The following is a 17,925-nucleotide window of genomic DNA, read 5'->3' on the forward strand; positions in this document are numbered from 1 at the left end:
AAATCTTACGCTGCGTAAAGACACTGTCAGTGTAGTCCAACAGCGTCAATAATCACTCAGAGAATACGGCTATATTTTACTGTCGGCTTCTCAGTCATGTATTGATCAAAAGGCTGCACCAGGGCCCGGCTGACCAGCCGGCCCTGATCGGTGATTTTCAAATGATCCGCCGACAGGGTCACCAGGCCCTGATCGGCGAAAAAAGCCCAGCGCTGGAGCGCGTCGGCAAAGGTTTCAGCAAAATTGACGCCCCAACGCTGCTCAAAGGCGGGGATATCCAGATGAAGGTCGCACAGCAAGCGCATGATGACATCTTGGCGAATGCGATCATCCGAAGTTAGCAGATAGCCTTTTTCAATAGGGATCTGGCCATTTTCGACCCGGGTTTGCCACTGCTCGATGCCTTTCTCGTTCTGGACGTATAAATCGCCAATCTGACTAATGGCGCTAACCCCCATGGCGATCAGGTCTGCATCACCATGCAGACTGTATCCCTGAAAATTCCGGTGCAGTAGCCCATTCTTCTGCGCCACTGCCATTTCATCGGTCTCCAGAGCGAAGTGATCCATGCCAATGAAGCGATAGCCGGCACTTTGCAACATCTCACCAGCCCGGACATACATCCTTACTTTCTCCTCCGGGGAGGGCAGTTCATGACTGTTGATCTGTCGTTGTACCTTGAAGCGGTCTGGCAAGTGCGCGTAGTTATACAGCGAGATTCGTTCCGGTTTCAGCGTAATGATCTTGTCCAGGGTGCGCATCATGGAGGCTTCTGACTGGCGTGGCAGCCCACTGATCAGATCCAGATTGATGGAGCGGAAACCGAAATCTCTTGCCCAGTGCATGGTGTCTCGGATCATTTCCCAGGACTGGATTCGGTTTACCGCCTCCTGAACGCCGGGGTCCAGATCCTGGACTCCCAGGCTGACACGATTGAACCCCAGCCCCCGCAGCAGCCCCAACCGCGAACGATCTACAGTTCTCGGATCAATCTCGATGGCATAGTCACCCCGGTCATCCTCACGCAAGTTGAAGTGCCGGGCCATGTCGTAAACCAGCTCGGTCATTTGTGCATCGCTGAGATAGGTCGGAGTACCACCCCCCCAGTGAATCTGGGTCACCTGACGTCGATCATCGATCATGGCCGAGCGCATGCGAATCTCATGCTTCAAGTGCTTGAGGTATTCTCCAGCCCGAGCGCGGTTGGCGGTGATAATGCGATTGCAGCCACAGTAGTAACAAACCGTGCTGCAGAACGGGATATGGAAATACAGTGACAGGGGCCGCCGTGCGGCGTTGCCTTCTTGCACGGCGGCGACCAGATCATCCTCGGTAATACCGGAGTGGAAGTTGGGGGCGGTCGGATAGGAGGTGTACCGGGGCCCGGGGCCGCCGTACTGATGGATCAGTGATTCATTCCATTCGACCACAATTGTTCCTCCCACAAAGATGGGAGGATTATCACGCTGCCAACCAGCACCAACCTTGATATGGATCAATGGTCATGGTGATGAGTCTCAGAATGGCCCTGGGGGAGTGCGTCATTCCCCAGGGTGGGCTCCAGCTTGGCAGCATGCTGATGCATGGCATGGCCTTCACCGTTTGCCATCTGCCACGCCATGAACAGGAACAGCACCGCCAGCACCAGAGTCAGTCCAACGGCTATTTTGCGGGCTTTTGGCCCTCGAAAAGCCTGCAACTGTGACGCCACGACCCCCGTGGTGGCTACCGGAATAACCGTGATGGCACCAAACACGGCCATAACCGCGCCCCCGGTGAATGCCTCACCACTGGTTGCAGCCAGGGCCAACGCGGTATAGACCAAACCACAAGGCAGAAAGCCCCATAGCATGCCAAGTAACCAGGCCTTTAGCGGATGATCCAGCGGCATGAGCTTTCGTGTGAGGGGCTGGAGGGTTCGCCAAAGTCCCTGGCCAAGCCGCTCCAGATGAGCAAGAAGGCCACCCTTACCAGATAAATGCATTGCCAGCAGTAGCATCAGGACACCGGAAAGCGCCAGTCCGAACGCCATGGAAGGACCGGGAAGCCAACCGAGCAGTTTGTTGCCAAGGCTACCTGCAAGGAGGCCGAGCAGCGTATATGTGGTCACCCGCCCCAGCCCGAGAACCGCTTGCCACCACCACAGCGCGGCCCCCTGGCGTTGATGCTCCGGAACCGCAAAAGTCAGCGCACTACTGATACCGCCACACATCCCCACACAGTGGATACTGCCGGTCGCCGCGATGATGGCGCTGCTGGCTAGCAGGGCCAGCAAGGATTCAGGGTTCATCATGGTTTTGCCTGTCCGCCCTGGGTTGGCTGTCGCTTTGAGCCGATGGGTCTGGCCGGCGTTTTCCTCGGTCACGGCGCTGCTCACGGTCATCAAAGACGACTCGCCAGGAAGCATTATCCAGATCTTCGAACTGATCCTTACGCAAGGCCCAGAACAGGAAAGCGATGGCTCCGCCTAAAAAAATCAGCGCCAACGGGATGAGGAGGATGACAATTTCCATCGACTTATCCGGGATGCGTTAAAAGTAACCAACAGAGAGCTGGCAGACATGCCGATGGCCGCTGCCCAGGGAGGAATCCATCCTGCCACGGCGAACGGTACAGCAATCACGTTATAAAGTAGCGCCCAACTCAGGTTCTGACGAATCAGCGATTGGCAACGCCGAGCCAGGGCGGGCAGGGCAGGAGTGGCATCCAGGCGGTCATGCAGCAGGTACAGACCGGCTGCACGCTGGGTAAGACTGGTCGCATTGGCCGTCGCCACAGACACCGACGCAGCGAGCATGGCGTTGGCATCGTTGATGCCATCACCCACGATCATCTGCGGCGCGCTCTGCTCCAGTGTTTCCACCCAGCGTTGTTTGTCATCCGGTGTCATACCGGCCTGCCATTCCCCAATCCCGGCCAGTGCCGCAATCTTGCTGGCAGCACCGGCGTTGTCACCCGTGGCCATTCGGCTGATGATGCCCTGGTCACGCAGCCGACTGACAACCCTTTCCGATTCCTCACGAAGGGTATCCTCCAGCAAAAGCTGAAGCTGCAGTTGATTATCTGCATAAAGAGCGAGACAGGTGGTGCCGTCGCGAGCACTCTCAGGATCACCACCGATGCGCCACTGCTGATGATGACGCACTCCCTCTGCCCCGGACCGTGTGGTGACGACATCGTGCACCGCAGCATCACGCACCACATGCTGAAAAGCACGGGCCAAAGGGTGAGGGTTCTGCCACTCCAGTGCAGCGGCTATGGCGAGAAGCTCGTCCTCTGAAAGCGCGCACCCCGTCGTGACTGATTTACGGATTTCTACTATGGAGAATTGCCCCGTGGTCAGCGTACCGGTCTTGTCGAAAATGGCACCTTTCACCGTCGGCAGCTTGAGTAACTGCCTCGGTGAGGCGACCAGCACACCATTCTTGAGTGCCGCCCCGAGGGTGGCGGAAAGGGTAAGCGGTACCGCCAGCGCCAAGGCGCATGGACACGTCACCACCAACACGGCCAACGTATGCTCGAATGCAACGGCGGGACCCGATGACCAGTGCCACGCCATGGTGAAGGCCGCCAGCACCAGCACCCCAGCCGTAAACAGCGGGGCAACCTGTTGCCAGTCTCTGACTACCTCCATACGTTCCTGCTGGGCACGATCCACCTGCTCGCCAATTTGCGCCATCAGGCTACTCGACACCGTACCACTGGCTTCTACTACCAGCCCCCCTTCGGCTACGCGGGTGCCGGCATGGATGCTATCTCCCAGGCTTCTGCGCACCGGCAGGGATTCCCCCGTGAAAGCCGATTCGTCCAGCGCTGCTTCGCCATTCACGACAACGGCATCCACCGGTACCGTATCACCCTGAATCAACTGCAGCTGATCGCCCGGTTGCACCTGCCGGACACTGATCCAGACCGGCAGGCCACCATCATCAATACGTCGAACCGCCTGGGGCAGGGTATCGCCCAATTGTTGATAGCTCTCATGAATGGCACGCCGCTGCCGTTGTTCAAGCCAGCGGCTGGTCAGAAGAAAGAACACAAACATGGCCGCGGAATCGAAATAGACATGTCGCCCACCGGTGGCCATCACCACCAGGCTCCCGCCCCAGGCGAGCAACAGAGCCAATGCGATAGGCACATCCATGGTGAGTCTCGCGCGCCTCAGGCCAAGCCAGGCTCCCTGAAAAAATGGCCAGCCCGCATAGAACACCACCGGCGTAGCCACCAACAGGCTGGCGATGCGAAAGACCCATTCATACACCGCGTCCTTGCCATCGAAAGCTCCGATGTAAAGTGCGGTGGCGTACATCATGGCCTGCATGGCACCCAAACCTGCCAGGGCCAGTCGGCCTACCAGCTGGCGCTGTTCGCGTTTTTGCTGTTGGGTTTGCGAAGGGTCTCCTGGCAGGGTGACGGTATAGCCGAGGCGAAGCACCCGCTCAGCGGTGGCTTCGGCATCCGCCTTGCCATCGAAATCCACCAACAGAGTCATTCCGGCCAGGTTGACCGACACCGCAGTTACACCGGGCTGTTCACGAACGGCTTTCTCGATGAGCCAGCTACAGGCAGCACAGGTCAGGCCACCCAGCTGTAACTTGAGACGCTGCCCGCCAGGAATATCGCTGATGTGCGGAGCCACCAGTTCCGGAACGCGGAACAGTGCGCGGTTGAGGGCCGTACGGGTTTCATCCGGCACAGGCGCTTCGCTTTCCCTGACGCTGTAATAATCATCCAGCCCAAGACCGTAGATGGTTTCTATGGCTGCTGCACATCCAGGACAGCACGCATCACGCGCGCCTTCTGGGGTGCGCGCCTCAAACGCTCCGGATGGAGCAGGGTTGCCACAGTGCCAGCAGGAGTCGGTCATGAAGCCGGTACGGCTCCCAGGTGCAGATTGTCACTATCGGTGAAGATGGTCTGGTACAAACGCCAGTGATTCCCCTCAGCAGTCACGGTGACATTGCGACGACCATCCTGGGGTAGAACACCGTCCCCGCGGTACTGATTGTCTTCCAGGTTAACCAGCTCAATCACCACATCCCGGTCTGCCAGCGTGGGATGACGCATGGCCACCTTGATGGAAGAGGGCATGGGAATCGCGGTATCGGCCAGCAGGCGAGCCTGCACCCCGGCACCCACCTGTGACAGTTCAAGGCGAATACCCAGTCTTGCCGCCAGCTGCTCCTGTTCTGCAGAACGGTTGATGGCCTTGCCTTCCTTGTACCACTCATCCACCACCGGGTCGTCGGCGTTCACAATGGCGATATAGAGGGTGATCAGGCCGGCAACCACCGCAGTGGCAGGCAGCAGGATCGCCATCCAAAGGAAAGGATGGCGATACCAGGCCTTTTCATCACCGTCCAGGTGCGATGAATCGTGATTCATGGCGCTTCTCCAGATCAGGGTCATCCAGCGATCTGACAGTGAACCAGATAGTGGAGGAGGGGACTTCATTCACATAAGGATCGTAACTGACCGTGACGGGCAGATTCAGTGTCTGGCCGCCCTGCAGCGTGAAGGTTTTGTTGGTTTCCATACTCAAACCTTCCGGGCCATCCAGAATCAGCTCATAACGCTGTGCCTGTTGGCTCTTGTTGAGAATCACCAACCGGTAAATATTCTCGATGTTGCCCGCGCTGGTGGTGCGATACAGCTGGTTGCGATCGCGCAGCACATCCACCTGCAGTGGCACCCGGCCATACAGGCTGGCCATGAACAGAGTGCCCATCACCAGTAACGCCGCCCCGTATCCGATCAGGCGAGGCCGAATAACGCTGGAAGGCTTGTGCTCCAGCGCATTTTCCGTGGTGTAGCGAATCAGGCCACGGGGTTTATTGATGTGATCCATTACATCGTCGCAGGCATCAATACAGGCGGCACAGGTAATGCACTCATATTGCAGGCCGTCACGGATATCGATGCCAGTGGGGCAGACCTGGACGCACATGCCACAGTCGATACAGTCACCTAAAGGATTCTCCGTATCGGCCTGTTTTTTCTTGGCACCTTTGCCGCGAGGTTCGCCTCTTTCCTCGTCGTAGGACACGATCAAGGTGTTGCGGTCGAACATCACACTCTGGAAGCGGGCATAGGGACACATGTACAGGCACACCTGCTCACGCATAAAGCCGGCATTGCCATAGGTGGCCACGGTGAAGAAGCCTACCCAGAACAATTCCCAGCCCCCCCAGCCAAATGTCAGGATCCGGGCAGACAAATCGGTAATCGGCGAGAAATAGCCAACGAACGTCAGGCCGGTGAGAAATGCCAATAGCAGCCAAAGCACATGCTTGGAACCACGGCGCAGGATCTTGCTGGCTGTCCAGGGTGCCGCATCCATCTTCAGGCGGCTATGCCGATCACCCTCCAGCCAGTGCTCAATCCACTGAAAAAAACGGGTCCAGGTGGTTTGCGGGCACACATAACCGCAGTACACACGCCCCGCCAGTACGGTAAAGAAGAACAAGGCAAAGGCGGCAATGATCAACGACCAGGAAAGGAACAGAAAGTCCTGCGGCCAGAAGGTCATGCCGAAGATACGAAATTGCCGACCAGGCAGATCAAACAACACGGCCTGCTGGCCATCCCAGCGCAGCCACGGCAACAACAGGTAAACACCCATCGTGCTGAGGATGGTGATGTTGCGAATGGTCTGAAAGCGTCCAGACGTGGCCTTGACCTGGATCCGTTCCCGCTTGCTATAGAGACTGACGGCACCGTCGGGGCTGGCGTCGTTGACCTCGATGCGACGAGGGTCTGACATGGCTGACCTCCAAGGACGTGATATCTAACAATTCTGCCGCAGTGCAGCCTCGCTGGCACTGCGGCAGATTGTCCTACCTGCGCTATTGCTGAGCAGGTTGTGAGAGGCTGTACACGTAGGAGGCGATTACGTGAATCCGCTCCGGAGAGAGCAGGGATTCGTGCGCGGGCATGTTACCGCTACGCCCCTGGCGGAGGGTGTGTTCAATATCCTCAATCCTGGGACCGTAGAGCCAAACGGCATCGGTCAGGTTCGGCGCTCCCAACATCTGGTTACCCTTGCCATCCGGGCCATGGCAGGCCGCACACATCATGAACTTGGGCTTGGCACGCTCAATGGCAGCAGACTTGGCCGCATCCTTGGCAAGATCCGGACGGCTCAGGCTCTGTACATAAATCGCCATATCCCGCACCGCTTCGTCAGTGTTACCAATCGCTGCCGCCATGGGGGGCATCATGCCCTTGCGGCCAGCAGTAATACTGGTGACGATCTGGGCCGGCTCTCCGCCATATAGCCAGTCATCATCCGCCAGATTCGGGTACCCCTTGGCTCCGCGGGCATCTGAACCGTGGCAAATGGCACAGTTGTTGGCAAACAGTCGGCCACCTACCGCCAGCGCTTCTGGATAATTGATCAGTTCTTCAACAGGGACCTGGGCATACTGATCAAACAGCGGACCGGTCTGGCGCTCCATCAAGGAAACTTCACTGTCGTACTGGTTGGCACTGGTCCAGCCCAGGACACCTTCAAACTTGCCCAGCCCCGGGTACAAAGCCAGATAGACACAGGCAAAAATCAGCGTGCCGATGAACAACCCCAGCCACCAGCGGGGCAGGGGAGAGTTGCGCTCGACGATGCCGTCAAAGCTATGGCCAGTGGTTTCCTTTGCTGCCTCCTCCGGGGAGATCTGCTTGTTCCACAGCAGCAAACCGGCACAACCCAGCAGGTTGATGGCAACAATCACGATAATGAACCAACTCCAGAAATCGCTCATTGCTCACCCCCTTGGTGATTGCGATCTTTTTCCATTGCAATCTCACCCAGCTTTTCATAATCCTGCTTGCGGCTGGGGCGATACACCCAGCCCACCATGACGATGAACGTCACGAAGAACACCAGTGTCAACAAGGCGTGGTAGCTCATTGGATGGCCTCCTTGCGTTCCTGACCCAGCGACAGCAGGTAGGCAACCAGGGCATCTTCTTCAGTGGCATCAGCCCACTCGCCTTCAATCTTGGCCATTTGCTGGTTCAGGTCATCTTCGCTGTAAGGTACGCCGAACATGTCCTTGAACACCCGCAACTTGCGCTCGGTGTGCTTCCAGTTCACCGGCGTGGTTTCCAGCCAGGGGTAGGCGGGCATGTTGGATTCAGGCACCACCTGACGAGGATCGCGAAGGTGCTCGCGATGCCACTGTTCGGTAATCGGACGGATGCCGACACGGGCCAGATCCGGGCCAGTCCGCTTGGAGCCCCACAGGAACGGGTGCTCCCAGACATCTTCACCGGCCACAGAGTAGGCACCGTAACGCTCGGTTTCTGCTCGTAGCGGGCGCACCATCTGGGTGTGACACACATGACAGCCTTCACGGATATAAATATCCCGGCCTTCCATTTCCAGCGCGGTATAGGGGCGCAGGGTTTCCAGCGGTTCGGTTGTGGCTTTCTGCCAGAACAGCGGCACAATCTCTGCCAGGCCACCAAAACTTACCGCGATCAACGTCAGCACGATCATGAGGCCGACATTTTTTTCCACTCTTTCATGGGCATTGGACATGTCGTTCTCCTCAGGCAGCCTGCATCACATTGTCGGCACCGCTCACATCGCGGCTGCCACGAATGGTCTTGTAGACGTTGACCGCCATCAGCACCATGCCCGCCAGGAAGATAACCCCGCCCAGCAGACGAATCACATAGAACGGATGACGCTCAACCAGTTCCTGAACGAAGTTATAGGTGAGGGTGCCGTCAGTATTCACCGCACGCCACATCAGGCCCTGCATGATGCCGGACACCCACATGGACGCGATGTAGAGCACGGTGCCGATGGTGCTCAGCCAGAAATGGGTGTTGATCCAGCTGATCGAGTACATCTGCTTGCGCTCGAACAGGCGCGGAATCATCACATAGATGGCACCAATGGTGATCATTGCCACCCAGCCCAGCGCGCCGGAATGCACGTGGCCAATGGTCCAGTCGGTATTATGGCTGAGTGCGTTCACCGTCTTGATTGACATCATCGGGCCTTCGAAAGTGCTCATGCCATAGAAGGACAGAGCCACGATCATGAACCGGATGATCGGATCGGTGCGCAGTTTGTGCCAGGCACCAGACAGGGTCATCATCCCGTTGATCATGCCACCCCAGCTGGGCGCCAGCAGAACAATAGAGAACACCATGCCCACTGATTGAGCCCAGTCAGGCAGGGAAGAGTAGTGCAGGTGATGCGGGCCAGCCCACATGTACACGGCAATCAGCGCCCAGAAATGCACAATGGACAACCGGTAGGAATACACCGGACGCTGGGCCTGGACCGGAATGTAGTAGTACATCATCCCGAGGAAGCCAGCAGTCAGGAAAAAGCCCACTGCGTTATGGCCGTACCACCACTGCACCATGGCATCGATGGCGCCAGAGTAGACCGAGTAGGACTTCATGGCGGAAACCGGAATTTCCAGGTTGTTCACCACGTGCAGCAGCGCGATCGCAATGATAAAGGCACCGTAGAACCAGTTGGCCACGTAAATATGGGGCTGCTTGCGACGCGCGATGGTGGCAAAGAACACAATGGCGTAAGCCACCCACACGAGGGTAATCAGGATATCAATGGGCCATTCCAGCTCGGCATATTCCTTGGCGCTGGTGAAACCCAGCGGCAGAGAAATGGCCGCGGCCACGATGACCGCCTGCCAGCCCCAGAAGGTAAAGGCGGCGAGCTTGGGGAAAGCCAGTACGGCGTTACAGGTACGCTGCACCACATAGTAAGACGTGCCCATCAGCGCGCAGCCACCAAAAGCGAAAATAACCGCATTGGTGTGCAGCGGTCGCAGGCGACCAAATGTGAGCCAGGGAATTTCAAAATTCAGGGCAGGCCAGGCCAACTGAGCGGCAATGATGACGCCGACCAGCATCCCGACAATACCCCACACCACCGACATGATGGTGAATTGCCGGACAACCCTGTAGTTGTAGGGCGGCGAAGCAACAGCGTTTTCCATGTGCGTTTCCTTCCGGTTGATTCTGCCCGCGACTCTAGCAGGCACGTCACTGGCTCTTTTTGATACAGATCAAGGGTTTCTGTGAGCTGTTCGTACCTTGATCGTTATAGGGCGCTCTCCCTGATTGCCGAAGTTATCAGGGGCATATGAACATATCGCTATACTATTTAGCTATAAGCCAAATAGCGACAACAAACCCGCAGGTTTCATGTGGACAAATTGTCCCAGCCAACTGATTACCGGCGGAAGCCTTACATTAGGCTGATACCAAACGAACGTACGACCAGTGCAAAGACCAAAAAGCAGACAATCGTCAGAAGAACGGCGCCAGCCATGGCGAGCCAGAAGCCCCAGCGACTGATCATCATCGGAAATAGAGCAAACATCGGCAGCGTCGGGATCACGTACCAGAAGGTGTACCAGGCATGATTGGCGATCTTGTCCTGCGGCTGGTTATCCATATACAGCCAGAACATGGCGAGCAAAGTGACCATGGGCAGTGACGCGATCAAGGCTCCAGCACGATCGCTGTGCCTGGCAATTTCAGAAACAGCCACAACGATGGCCGCCGTGATGAGGTACTTGAGATAAAGAGGCATAAGACGCCTTGGCCAATCCTTGGTATGAACTGATAGTGCCATAGACTGTGCAGGAGACAAGGGTGAGGATGAAAATCTGCCTCACCACTACCACATATACAACCATGCATAATGTATATTATGTTAAATTGAGTATTCCCATGAATATCAGCAGATCCACAGGATGCTTATGCGATTCATCCTCACCCAGGATGGCCCCGAGGTGTGTTCCGGGCCAAGTCTGGTTTTGTCCTCTTTGAGTACAGCAACCGCAAGGTGTCCCCCCTTCGCCCGACGGTCTTTCACTCCTCATCGAAGGACTCATAGAACTCCACCAGACTATCAATCAACGTTCTGACTGCGGGCAACACGCCCCGCCGAGATGGAAACACCACATGGATAATATCCCGGTGAAGCGCCCAGTGAGGCAGCACGCGCACCAATTCGCCTCTTTCCAGCTGTTGCTGCACGGTGAGGATAGGAAGCTGGACCACGCCAACGCCTGCCATTGCCGCGCGGCGCAGGGCAATCATGTCCGTAGTGACATATCGTGGTTGGTGAAACACACTGATCTGGCTGCCATCCTCCCCTCTCAGTTCCCAGCGAAAGTCAGGGCGCGGTGAGCCCAGTCCAAGACTGGGCCACTGTTCCAGGTCGCTGGGGTGACATGGCATGCCAAAGGCTTCTACCAGATCAGGGCTGGCTACCAGTGCCACGCCCCGATCCGACAACACCCGCAACCTCAAATCACTGTCTTTCAGAGGTGGCGGACGAACCCGAATGGCCACATCGACCCCTTCATTGATCAGATCCACCCTGCGATTGGTGGCCTCCAGATGGATGGTGATATGGGGGTGCTGCCGCATGAAGTCAGCCAGAAACGGGCCGATATGGACATGAAGCAAGGTGATGGGACAGGTTAACCGGATCACCCCGCGAGGTTCTGCCCTCACGGTATCAATGGCTTGCTGAGCGGATTCCGCTTCAACGAGCATGGCGGTGCAATGATCGTAGTACTGCCCACCAATGTCGGTTAACGAGAATTGACGGCTCGATCTGTTTAGTAGCCGTACCCCCAGCCGGTCCTCCAGCGCGGAGATTCGCCGGCTCAATTTCGATTTCGGGACCCCGATGGCCCTCCCAGCCGGTGCAAATCCGCCATGCTCCACCACTTTGGCGAAATAGTAGAGGTCATTAAGGTCTTCCATTCATCGTTCCATAATTGCAACGCTGCATTGCAATATTGCCATCTACTCGCCCTAACGTTCCAGTAATAACATCTGCTTCGAACGGATCAGGAGCGAGATCATGAAAAAAATCCTCGGCGTGTACTCCGCACCCCAGCCCCACTGGGTAGGCGACGGTTTCCCTGTTCGCTCCCTGTTTTCCTATGAAAGCCATGGCCGCCAGCTAAGTCCTTTTCTGTTACTGGACTACGCGGGCCCTGCCCGTTTCCCTCCTGCCACCAAGCCGCGGGGTGTAGGCGAGCACCCCCACAGGGGCTTTGAAACCGTCACGATTGTGTATCAGGGCGAGGTTGCTCACCGGGATTCCACCGGCCAGGGCGGCGTGATTGGGCCCGGCGATGTGCAATGGATGACAGCAGGTTCAGGGATTCTCCATGAAGAGTTCCACTCCCCTGCGTTCACCTATCAGGGCGGGCATCTCGAGATGATCCAGTTGTGGGTGAACTTACCCGCCGCTGACAAGATGACGGCCCCGGGTTACCAGGCCATCACCGACAGCCAGATCCCGGCCATCCCACTGGATGATGGCAACGGGGCTATCCGTGTCATCGCGGGCCAATACCAGGGCCAAACAGGCCCGGCCAGCACCTACTCCCCCATGTGGGTCTGGGATCTCTCGTTGGCGGCTCATGCCAATGTGGTGATTGAGGTCCCCGACGGCTGGAACACGGCTGTGATTGGTCGTCATGGTAGTGCGCGTATCAATGAACATGCACCGGTAGGCGCCGGCCAGATGGCGGTGCTCGCGGCGCAGGGCAAACAGGTACAGATTCAAACCGAATCAGAAAGTGAGCTATTGCTGATCGCGGGTGAGCCCCTTAATGAGCCCGTGGTGGGTTATGGCCCGTTCGTGATGAATACCCAGGAGGAAATCCGCCAGGCGATTCGCGATTTCCAGCAGGGAGAATTCGGACAAATGCCATCTTGAGGTTTCACTAACGGGCAGCATTCGCTGCCCCAAGACTACCGGGAGAAATACCATGGGTAAGCAATACAACCGACTCGACAAGGACAATGCAGCGGTACTGCTGGTCGATCACCAGGCTGGCTTGTTGTCACTGGTTCGCGATATTGATCCGGACAAGTTCAAGAACAACGTGTTGGCACTGGCAGACCTGGCCAAGTACTTCAATTTGCCCACGATTCTTACTACAAGTTTTGAAACCGGACCCAATGGACCGCTGGTGCCCGAGCTCAAAGCCATGTTTCCTGATGCGCCCTACATTGCCCGTCCCGGCCAGATCAATGCCTGGGACAACGAGGATTTTGTGGCCGCGGTCAAAGCTACAGGCAAGAAACAGCTGATCATTGCGGGTGTGGTGACTGAAGTCTGTGTTGCCTTCCCTGCCCTGTCGGCACTGGAAGAAGACTTCGAAGTCTTCATTGTCACGGACGCATCAGGCACCTTTAACGCCATGACCCGCGATGCGGCATGGGATCGCATGACCAGTGCCGGTGCGCAACTGATGACCTGGTTCGGCACCGCCTGTGAGCTTCATCGTGATTGGCGTAACGATATTGAGGGGCTGGGCAACCTGTTCTCCAACCATATTCCGGATTACCGTAATCTGATTACCAGTTACAGCACCCTCACTGAAGGGCAGTGATTCTGGAGGCCCCGCCAGGCGGGGCCAACCACCATGACAATGAGCCTCCACAAGGAGTGACCATGCAATCCCCTCCCCTGGGTTTATTCCGCCCCAAAGGCAGTCATGCGGAACACAAGGTGTCTTTCTCCGAATTGTTCTTTGACCTGGTCTTTGTTTATGCCATTACCCAAAGCGCGCACCTGCTGATCGCTCACTTTACACCTTATGGTGTGTTTCAGGGGCTACTGGTGGTGCTGGCGGTGTGGTGGGTTTGGGTATTCACTACCTGGGTCACGAACTGGCTGGATCCGGAAACCGTGCCGGTTCGGCTGATGCTCTTTGTATTGATGTTGTTGGGCATGGGGTTGGCCATTGCCATACCGCAGGCATTCGGCAAGCACGGATTATTGTTTGCCCTGTGCTACGTAACCATGCAGATCGGACGCACCGTTTTTATCTGCCTGTGCAGCCGTAAGCATCGGCCTGAATTGCACCGCGGGTTTGTGCGCATGACGATCTGGTTTTGCGCCTCTGCAACGCTCTGGATTACTGGCGCGCTACAGGATGGTGCCCTCCGGACGATCCTGTGGTCACTCGCGATTCTGATTGAATATGCCTCCGCTTCGCTGTCTTTTGCCGTCCCCGGTTTGGGTCGATCTGACAGCAAGGATTGGGATATATCGGGTCCACATATGGCGGAGCGCTGTGGTCTACTGTTGATTATTGCGTTGGGCGAATCCCTGCTGGTAACAGGTAACACCTTTTCCGGCACCCATTGGGACGCGGCCACCATTACGACGTTCTTGAGTGCTTTCGTCACCACCGTCGCCATGTGGTGGCTCTACTTTAGTCTCAGTGCGGAACGCGCCAGTGACGTCATCGCGGAAAGTGATAATAGAGGTCACCTTGGGCGTCTGGTTTACACCTATGTGCATCTGCTGCTGATTATCGCCATTGTGCTGGTTGCGGTGGCGGATGAGTTTGTCCTCGCCCATCCCCATGGGCATACCAGTATCGCCACTATGGTGGCGATGATTGGCGGCACAGCCTTGTACCTTGTAGCCAACATTCTGTTCAAATGGCTGGTTTTCAGGGGACATCCACTCTCCCATTACATCGGCCTGGGGTTACTCGCCGCACTCTGCGTTGCCGCCTTTTTTCTCCCTCCCAGTATGGTGGCACTGGCGACCACCTTGATTCTTGTCATTGTGGCGATTCAGGAAACGGTGGTGGTGATGGGCAAAAAAGCGCACTAGAACTGTTGTGTTTTTGTTAGCCCAGCCAGCCATGGCCGGAAATGTTTATCAAGGAGCCTCTTTGGTCCCTGCAATTCTAGCGTCAGCTGTCTATATTTCACGCAATCTGCAACCTAACGCTGACCGAACAATAACGACACCAGGCATCCTACTGATCATCATGACGGATAATGACGCGATCTACTCGCTCCTCCCTATCCATGCGGGGCTGATGAGACATCTGAGCCTTGGCTTGAATGAGCTGGGTGTCGATGTGGATGCACTGTTGGCGAAAGAAGGGCTTTCAGCGGATACCTGGCTGGAAGGCAAGCAGGATGTTCCTGCGCTGGTGATTGAAAAGTTACTCGACCATTGCCTTGAGCACACCGGAAATGAACTGCTTGGCTTCCATCTGGCGCAGTGTGTCAAACCAGAGGGGTTTGGCGTGTTGGGCTACATTCGGCAAGCCTGTCAAAACCTGCATGATTTTATCCTGGTGTGTATCCGCTACGAGCATCTGATCAGTGGGTTCGGCAAAACGCGACTGATCAAACAGCCCGACTGCTGCCTTCTATCCTGGTCTGCACGTACCCTGAATCCCATTTTTGAGCGTCATGCCACGGAGTTCATGCTGACGGCCTTCAACACAACACGAAGTCTACTTCACAACCCGCGCAAGCCTTGGCTCAAGGAAGTCCGTTTCCGACACGCGGCTCCGCTTTCCCTGAATGCTCGAAGAGAGCTAGAGGCTCATTTTGAGTGCAGGGTAAGGTTTAACCAACAGGAAAGCGCGCTGGTGCTAGCGCCCGATGCCCTAAATCAGCCCTTTCTTTATGCTGATCCAGCACTGGTTGATTCATTGAAACAGCATGCGCAATCTCTTGAGGCATCAAAACATGAAGGAGACTTTTATTATCGTGCTCACCGAATGATGAGAGAGTTGATCATTTCACAATCGGCCAGCAAAGAGAACCTGGCCACCGGACTCGGGATTAGCACTCGGCATCTACATCGACTTTTGGCAAAGGAACACATCAACTACCGCGGCATGCAGGAGCAGGCTCAGCTAACGATTGCCATTGAGATGCTAACCGGCAGCTCCCAAACCATTGAAACCATTGGTGTGGCACTTGGATATACCGAAAGTCAGTCATTTATCCGATGGTTCAAAAAACAAACAGGGATGACCCCCAACCGCTACCGGGAAAGCGCACAATCTCGAACGCTATGACGAAAAGGTTACTTATGAACTGGGCTCAGAAAACTGTACTTGTCACCGGCGGTGGCAGCGGTATTGGCAAAGAAATCACACGGCTAATGATCAATCGCGGCGCTCATGTCATCGTAGCAACGCTTCTTGATGAGGAAATCCAGGCGCTGAAGCAGGACTTACCTCAAGGCAGAGGAACGCTGACAGGCATCGCCATTGATCTGACGTCGGATAATGCCATAGCAGGATTGATGAACACGCTGGAGGCGCGTTCCCTTGTTCCAACTGTTCTCGTCAATAATGCCGGTTCTGGCTTGCTCGGTGCCCATAAAGACCTGGACAGAGAGAAAATGCGCAAAGTACTGGATCTGAATATCCAGGTACTCACAGAAATGTGCAGCGTATTTGCGGAAAAGCTGATCAACCGCAATCTGGGTGGCAGTATTCTTAACGTGGCGTCTATCGGGGCCTTTGTTCCGGTTCCTCACCTGGCGGCTTATACGGCAAGCAAACATTATGTGCTGTCGTTCACCCACTCCCTCGCCCATGAACTGGCGCCGTACGGTATTCATGTGGGGGCATTATGCCCTGGGATTACACGCACGAAAATCTATGACAGCATGGGGCTCAAGACAGAGAAGCAGAGTAAAGGATCTATCAGTGATCATATCGATGCCTTTGCCATGGACGCCGATAAAGTCGCGCTCTGCGCAATCCATGCCATTGAGACGAACAAGAGGTTGGCTCTTCCCGGGATTAACCGTGCAGCTCCCCTATTTCGTCTGCTCCCACCTCGATTTACGTCATGGGTGTTGTACAAATTCGTTGGGGACCGAGCGGTGAGTTAACCGCTCGCAGCCACAGCGTGAAGAGAATCACGCATTGCAATGCAGGCATGATGTGACCAGGTTGGGGGCGATGCTTTGCTTTAAGACAGGGAGTAAGGGGTCCAACTGGTACCAAGCGCTCTGAGAATTCATGAGGGGAACCGCTTCACCCACCTATACTCACGATGCTTGCACCATTACGGCTGCGTCTTCTGCTCCCTGAACTCAGACGGAGACACGCCAAACCAGTGGCGAAAGCGTCTTTGAAAAGAGCGCACATCCGAGAATCCGAGCTCAACTGCCGCGTCGCGGATGGTGGTGTCAGTACGCAACACCATTTCGCTAGCGCGTTTAGAGCGAATGCCGTCGACCAGTTGCTGCCAGGTAAACCCCTCGTCCGCAAGCCGTCGATCCAGCGTGCGCACCGACATATTCAGCCGGTCGGCCGCCAGTTCTCTTCTCAGCAATCCCCGACGCATCAGGTCCATGACCAGCAACCGGACTTGAGTAAGCCAGATACTGGCATCCCGGGTCTGTTTCAGTTGCGACCTTGCCACTTCTTCAGCTAGGTTAGCGCCATCAACGCAGACAGCACTGAGAGGCACATTCAGGACGTCCTGCCCAATCTGTCCTGCCGTAATCTCCTTACCAAAGGCCACTGGACACAGAAAGAACGCTTCAAGCTGATCTTTCGCGTCCGGCGACACCGGGTGGTGTGCCAGCGCCAAGTTGATCAAAGGGAGGTCATGCCGGGCAAGGAAGTAGCGCATGATGCTGACCAGCATCGCGGCGCCGCCTTCAGTGGCGTGGCGTAGCACTACTGGATTCCGGTACGCTTGAATGAATTCAATCCTCAGGTCATTACCCATTGCCGACAGAACCAGTCCCGCTGTATTACCAGTGATAAGCTCCTGATAGCGCACACAAGTTTCTATCGCTTGGCGGATGGTCATGGACCCAAAAATTAATGAAGGGAAGACCCCTAATGCCATAGGGCTCACATGCAAACCGCAATGAAACCCCAGCATTTCATCGCCACTTTCTATTGCCAGTTCAAGGATGAAATCTTCAAATTTTTTCGTCGGGGTATGCGCAAGTGGCTGCAGTGCATCAGGACTGAGCCCAACACCATGAAGGATCTCTCGCGAAGGTAATCCCATCTGCTCCGACCCATGGTAGAACTGGGATACGGCGATGCCTGTCACATAAAGCTCTTCATCCACAAGTCACTCTCTCCCATACACTTCCCTATGATTATGG

Annotated in this window: 18 protein-coding genes; 5 read left to right on the forward strand and 13 right to left on the reverse strand. The window is 56.0% G+C overall.

Going from position 1 to position 17,925, the window contains the following annotated elements; translation table 11 throughout:
• Positions 1-56 precede the first annotated feature (56 nt).
• From hemN to GFN93_RS12060, 12 genes are all read right to left on the reverse strand, one after another.
• Positions 57-1,430 (reverse strand): oxygen-independent coproporphyrinogen III oxidase, encoded by a 1,374-nt coding sequence (gene hemN, locus GFN93_RS12005; RefSeq protein WP_328594588.1) that lies wholly within the window; start codon positions 1,428-1,430, stop codon positions 57-59.
• A 65-nt stretch (positions 1,431-1,495) separates the two neighbouring features.
• A complete protein-coding gene (locus GFN93_RS12010; protein WP_235901819.1) occupies positions 1,496-2,293 on the reverse strand; it encodes a sulfite exporter TauE/SafE family protein in 798 nt (265 codons plus the stop codon).
• Positions 2,280-2,513 (reverse strand): cbb3-type cytochrome oxidase assembly protein CcoS, encoded by a 234-nt coding sequence (gene ccoS, locus GFN93_RS12015; RefSeq protein WP_153501306.1) that lies wholly within the window; start codon positions 2,511-2,513, stop codon positions 2,280-2,282. The genes GFN93_RS12010 and ccoS overlap by 14 nt, the downstream gene beginning before the upstream one ends.
• Positions 2,477-4,867, reverse strand: a complete 2,391-nt coding sequence (locus tag GFN93_RS12020) for a heavy metal translocating P-type ATPase (protein ID WP_153501307.1) — start codon at positions 4,865-4,867, stop codon at positions 2,477-2,479. Before GFN93_RS12020 ends, ccoS begins: the two co-directional genes overlap by 37 nt.
• Complete coding sequence (locus GFN93_RS12025) at positions 4,864-5,385, reverse strand: FixH family protein (protein WP_153501308.1); 522 nt, start codon at positions 5,383-5,385, stop codon at positions 4,864-4,866. The genes GFN93_RS12020 and GFN93_RS12025 overlap by 4 nt, the downstream gene beginning before the upstream one ends.
• Complete coding sequence (ccoG, locus tag GFN93_RS12030) at positions 5,354-6,763, reverse strand: cytochrome c oxidase accessory protein CcoG (RefSeq protein WP_153501309.1); 1,410 nt, start codon at positions 6,761-6,763, stop codon at positions 5,354-5,356. Before ccoG ends, GFN93_RS12025 begins: the two co-directional genes overlap by 32 nt.
• 82 nt (positions 6,764-6,845) lie before the next feature.
• The gene (gene ccoP, locus GFN93_RS12035) at positions 6,846-7,757 is read right to left on the reverse strand and encodes a cytochrome-c oxidase, cbb3-type subunit III (protein ID WP_153501310.1); all 912 of its coding nucleotides are present in this window, start codon (positions 7,755-7,757) and stop codon (positions 6,846-6,848) included.
• Complete coding sequence (locus GFN93_RS12040) at positions 7,754-7,906, reverse strand: cbb3-type cytochrome oxidase subunit 3 (protein WP_153501311.1); 153 nt, start codon at positions 7,904-7,906, stop codon at positions 7,754-7,756. Before GFN93_RS12040 ends, ccoP begins: the two co-directional genes overlap by 4 nt.
• A complete protein-coding gene (ccoO, locus tag GFN93_RS12045; protein ID WP_153501312.1) occupies positions 7,903-8,538 on the reverse strand; it encodes a cytochrome-c oxidase, cbb3-type subunit II in 636 nt (211 codons plus the stop codon). The genes GFN93_RS12040 and ccoO overlap by 4 nt, the downstream gene beginning before the upstream one ends.
• A gap of 10 nt (positions 8,539-8,548) precedes the next feature.
• The gene (gene ccoN, locus GFN93_RS12050; RefSeq protein ID WP_153501313.1) at positions 8,549-9,979 is read right to left on the reverse strand and encodes a cytochrome-c oxidase, cbb3-type subunit I; all 1,431 of its coding nucleotides are present in this window, start codon (positions 9,977-9,979) and stop codon (positions 8,549-8,551) included.
• Positions 9,980-10,230: 251 nt separating this feature from the next.
• On the reverse strand, positions 10,231-10,578 hold the full coding sequence (locus GFN93_RS12055) for a DUF3147 family protein (RefSeq protein ID WP_153501314.1): 348 nt from the start codon (positions 10,576-10,578) through the stop codon (positions 10,231-10,233).
• Between the two features lie 281 nt (positions 10,579-10,859).
• The gene (locus tag GFN93_RS12060) at positions 10,860-11,765 is read right to left on the reverse strand and encodes a LysR family transcriptional regulator (RefSeq protein ID WP_153501315.1); all 906 of its coding nucleotides are present in this window, start codon (positions 11,763-11,765) and stop codon (positions 10,860-10,862) included.
• 100 nt (positions 11,766-11,865) lie between these two features.
• On the opposite strand from GFN93_RS12060, the gene GFN93_RS12065 reads away from it, so the two are divergent.
• The 5 genes from GFN93_RS12065 to GFN93_RS12085 all read left to right on the forward strand — a co-directional run bounded on the left by GFN93_RS12065 (position 11,866) and on the right by GFN93_RS12085 (position 16,686).
• Complete coding sequence (locus GFN93_RS12065) at positions 11,866-12,732, forward strand: pirin family protein (protein WP_153501316.1); 867 nt, start codon at positions 11,866-11,868, stop codon at positions 12,730-12,732.
• 52 nt (positions 12,733-12,784) lie between these two features.
• Positions 12,785-13,411 (forward strand): isochorismate family cysteine hydrolase YcaC, encoded by a 627-nt coding sequence (gene ycaC / locus GFN93_RS12070; RefSeq protein ID WP_153501317.1) that lies wholly within the window; start codon positions 12,785-12,787, stop codon positions 13,409-13,411.
• A 62-nt stretch (positions 13,412-13,473) separates the two neighbouring features.
• Positions 13,474-14,649, forward strand: coding sequence for a low temperature requirement protein A (locus tag GFN93_RS12075; RefSeq protein ID WP_153501318.1), 1,176 nt, complete (start codon positions 13,474-13,476; stop codon positions 14,647-14,649).
• Positions 14,650-14,809: 160 nt separating this feature from the next.
• Positions 14,810-15,859 carry an AraC family transcriptional regulator gene (locus tag GFN93_RS12080; protein ID WP_194285795.1) on the forward strand — a complete coding sequence of 350 codons (1,050 nt, stop codon included), beginning with the start codon at positions 14,810-14,812 and terminating at the stop codon, positions 15,857-15,859.
• A 14-nt stretch (positions 15,860-15,873) separates the two neighbouring features.
• Positions 15,874-16,686: an SDR family NAD(P)-dependent oxidoreductase gene (locus tag GFN93_RS12085; protein ID WP_194285796.1), complete on the forward strand. Its 813-nt coding sequence runs from the start codon at positions 15,874-15,876 to the stop codon at positions 16,684-16,686.
• Between the two features lie 176 nt (positions 16,687-16,862).
• Here GFN93_RS12085 and GFN93_RS12090 read toward each other — a convergent pair whose 3' ends face one another.
• The gene (locus GFN93_RS12090) at positions 16,863-17,888 is read right to left on the reverse strand and encodes an AraC family transcriptional regulator (protein WP_153501321.1); all 1,026 of its coding nucleotides are present in this window, start codon (positions 17,886-17,888) and stop codon (positions 16,863-16,865) included.
• Between the last annotated feature and the right edge of the window lie 37 nt (positions 17,889-17,925).

It is taken from the genome of Alcanivorax sediminis, assembly GCF_009601165.1.
Classification (GTDB): Bacteria; Pseudomonadota; Gammaproteobacteria; order Pseudomonadales; family Alcanivoracaceae; genus Alcanivorax; species Alcanivorax sediminis.

What these genes read in the sequence shown, in the direction of transcription:
- GFN93_RS12025 (WP_153501308.1), bottom strand. Translation starts at nt 5,385, where the DNA reads ATGAATCACGATTCATCGCACCTGGACGGTGATGAAAAGGCCTGGTAT.
- GFN93_RS12080 (WP_194285795.1), top strand. Translation starts at nt 14,810, where the DNA reads ATGACGGATAATGACGCGATCTACTCGCTCCTCCCTATCCATGCGGGG.
- ccoN (WP_153501313.1), bottom strand. Translation starts at nt 9,979, where the DNA reads ATGGAAAACGCTGTTGCTTCGCCGCCCTACAACTACAGGGTTGTCCGG.
- GFN93_RS12020 (WP_153501307.1), bottom strand. Translation starts at nt 4,867, where the DNA reads ATGACCGACTCCTGCTGGCACTGTGGCAACCCTGCTCCATCCGGAGCG.
- GFN93_RS12010 (WP_235901819.1), bottom strand. Translation starts at nt 2,293, where the DNA reads ATGATGAACCCTGAATCCTTGCTGGCCCTGCTAGCCAGCAGCGCCATC.
- ycaC (WP_153501317.1), top strand. Translation starts at nt 12,785, where the DNA reads ATGGGTAAGCAATACAACCGACTCGACAAGGACAATGCAGCGGTACTG.
- ccoG (WP_153501309.1), bottom strand. Translation starts at nt 6,763, where the DNA reads ATGTCAGACCCTCGTCGCATCGAGGTCAACGACGCCAGCCCCGACGGT.
- GFN93_RS12085 (WP_194285796.1), top strand. Translation starts at nt 15,874, where the DNA reads ATGAACTGGGCTCAGAAAACTGTACTTGTCACCGGCGGTGGCAGCGGT.
- ccoP (WP_153501310.1), bottom strand. Translation starts at nt 7,757, where the DNA reads ATGAGCGATTTCTGGAGTTGGTTCATTATCGTGATTGTTGCCATCAAC.
- GFN93_RS12065 (WP_153501316.1), top strand. Translation starts at nt 11,866, where the DNA reads ATGAAAAAAATCCTCGGCGTGTACTCCGCACCCCAGCCCCACTGGGTA.
- GFN93_RS12055 (WP_153501314.1), bottom strand. Translation starts at nt 10,578, where the DNA reads ATGCCTCTTTATCTCAAGTACCTCATCACGGCGGCCATCGTTGTGGCT.
- GFN93_RS12060 (WP_153501315.1), bottom strand. Translation starts at nt 11,765, where the DNA reads ATGGAAGACCTTAATGACCTCTACTATTTCGCCAAAGTGGTGGAGCAT.
- GFN93_RS12040 (WP_153501311.1), bottom strand. Translation starts at nt 7,906, where the DNA reads ATGAGCTACCACGCCTTGTTGACACTGGTGTTCTTCGTGACGTTCATC.
- GFN93_RS12075 (WP_153501318.1), top strand. Translation starts at nt 13,474, where the DNA reads ATGCAATCCCCTCCCCTGGGTTTATTCCGCCCCAAAGGCAGTCATGCG.
- ccoO (WP_153501312.1), bottom strand. Translation starts at nt 8,538, where the DNA reads ATGTCCAATGCCCATGAAAGAGTGGAAAAAAATGTCGGCCTCATGATC.
- ccoS (WP_153501306.1), bottom strand. Translation starts at nt 2,513, where the DNA reads ATGGAAATTGTCATCCTCCTCATCCCGTTGGCGCTGATTTTTTTAGGC.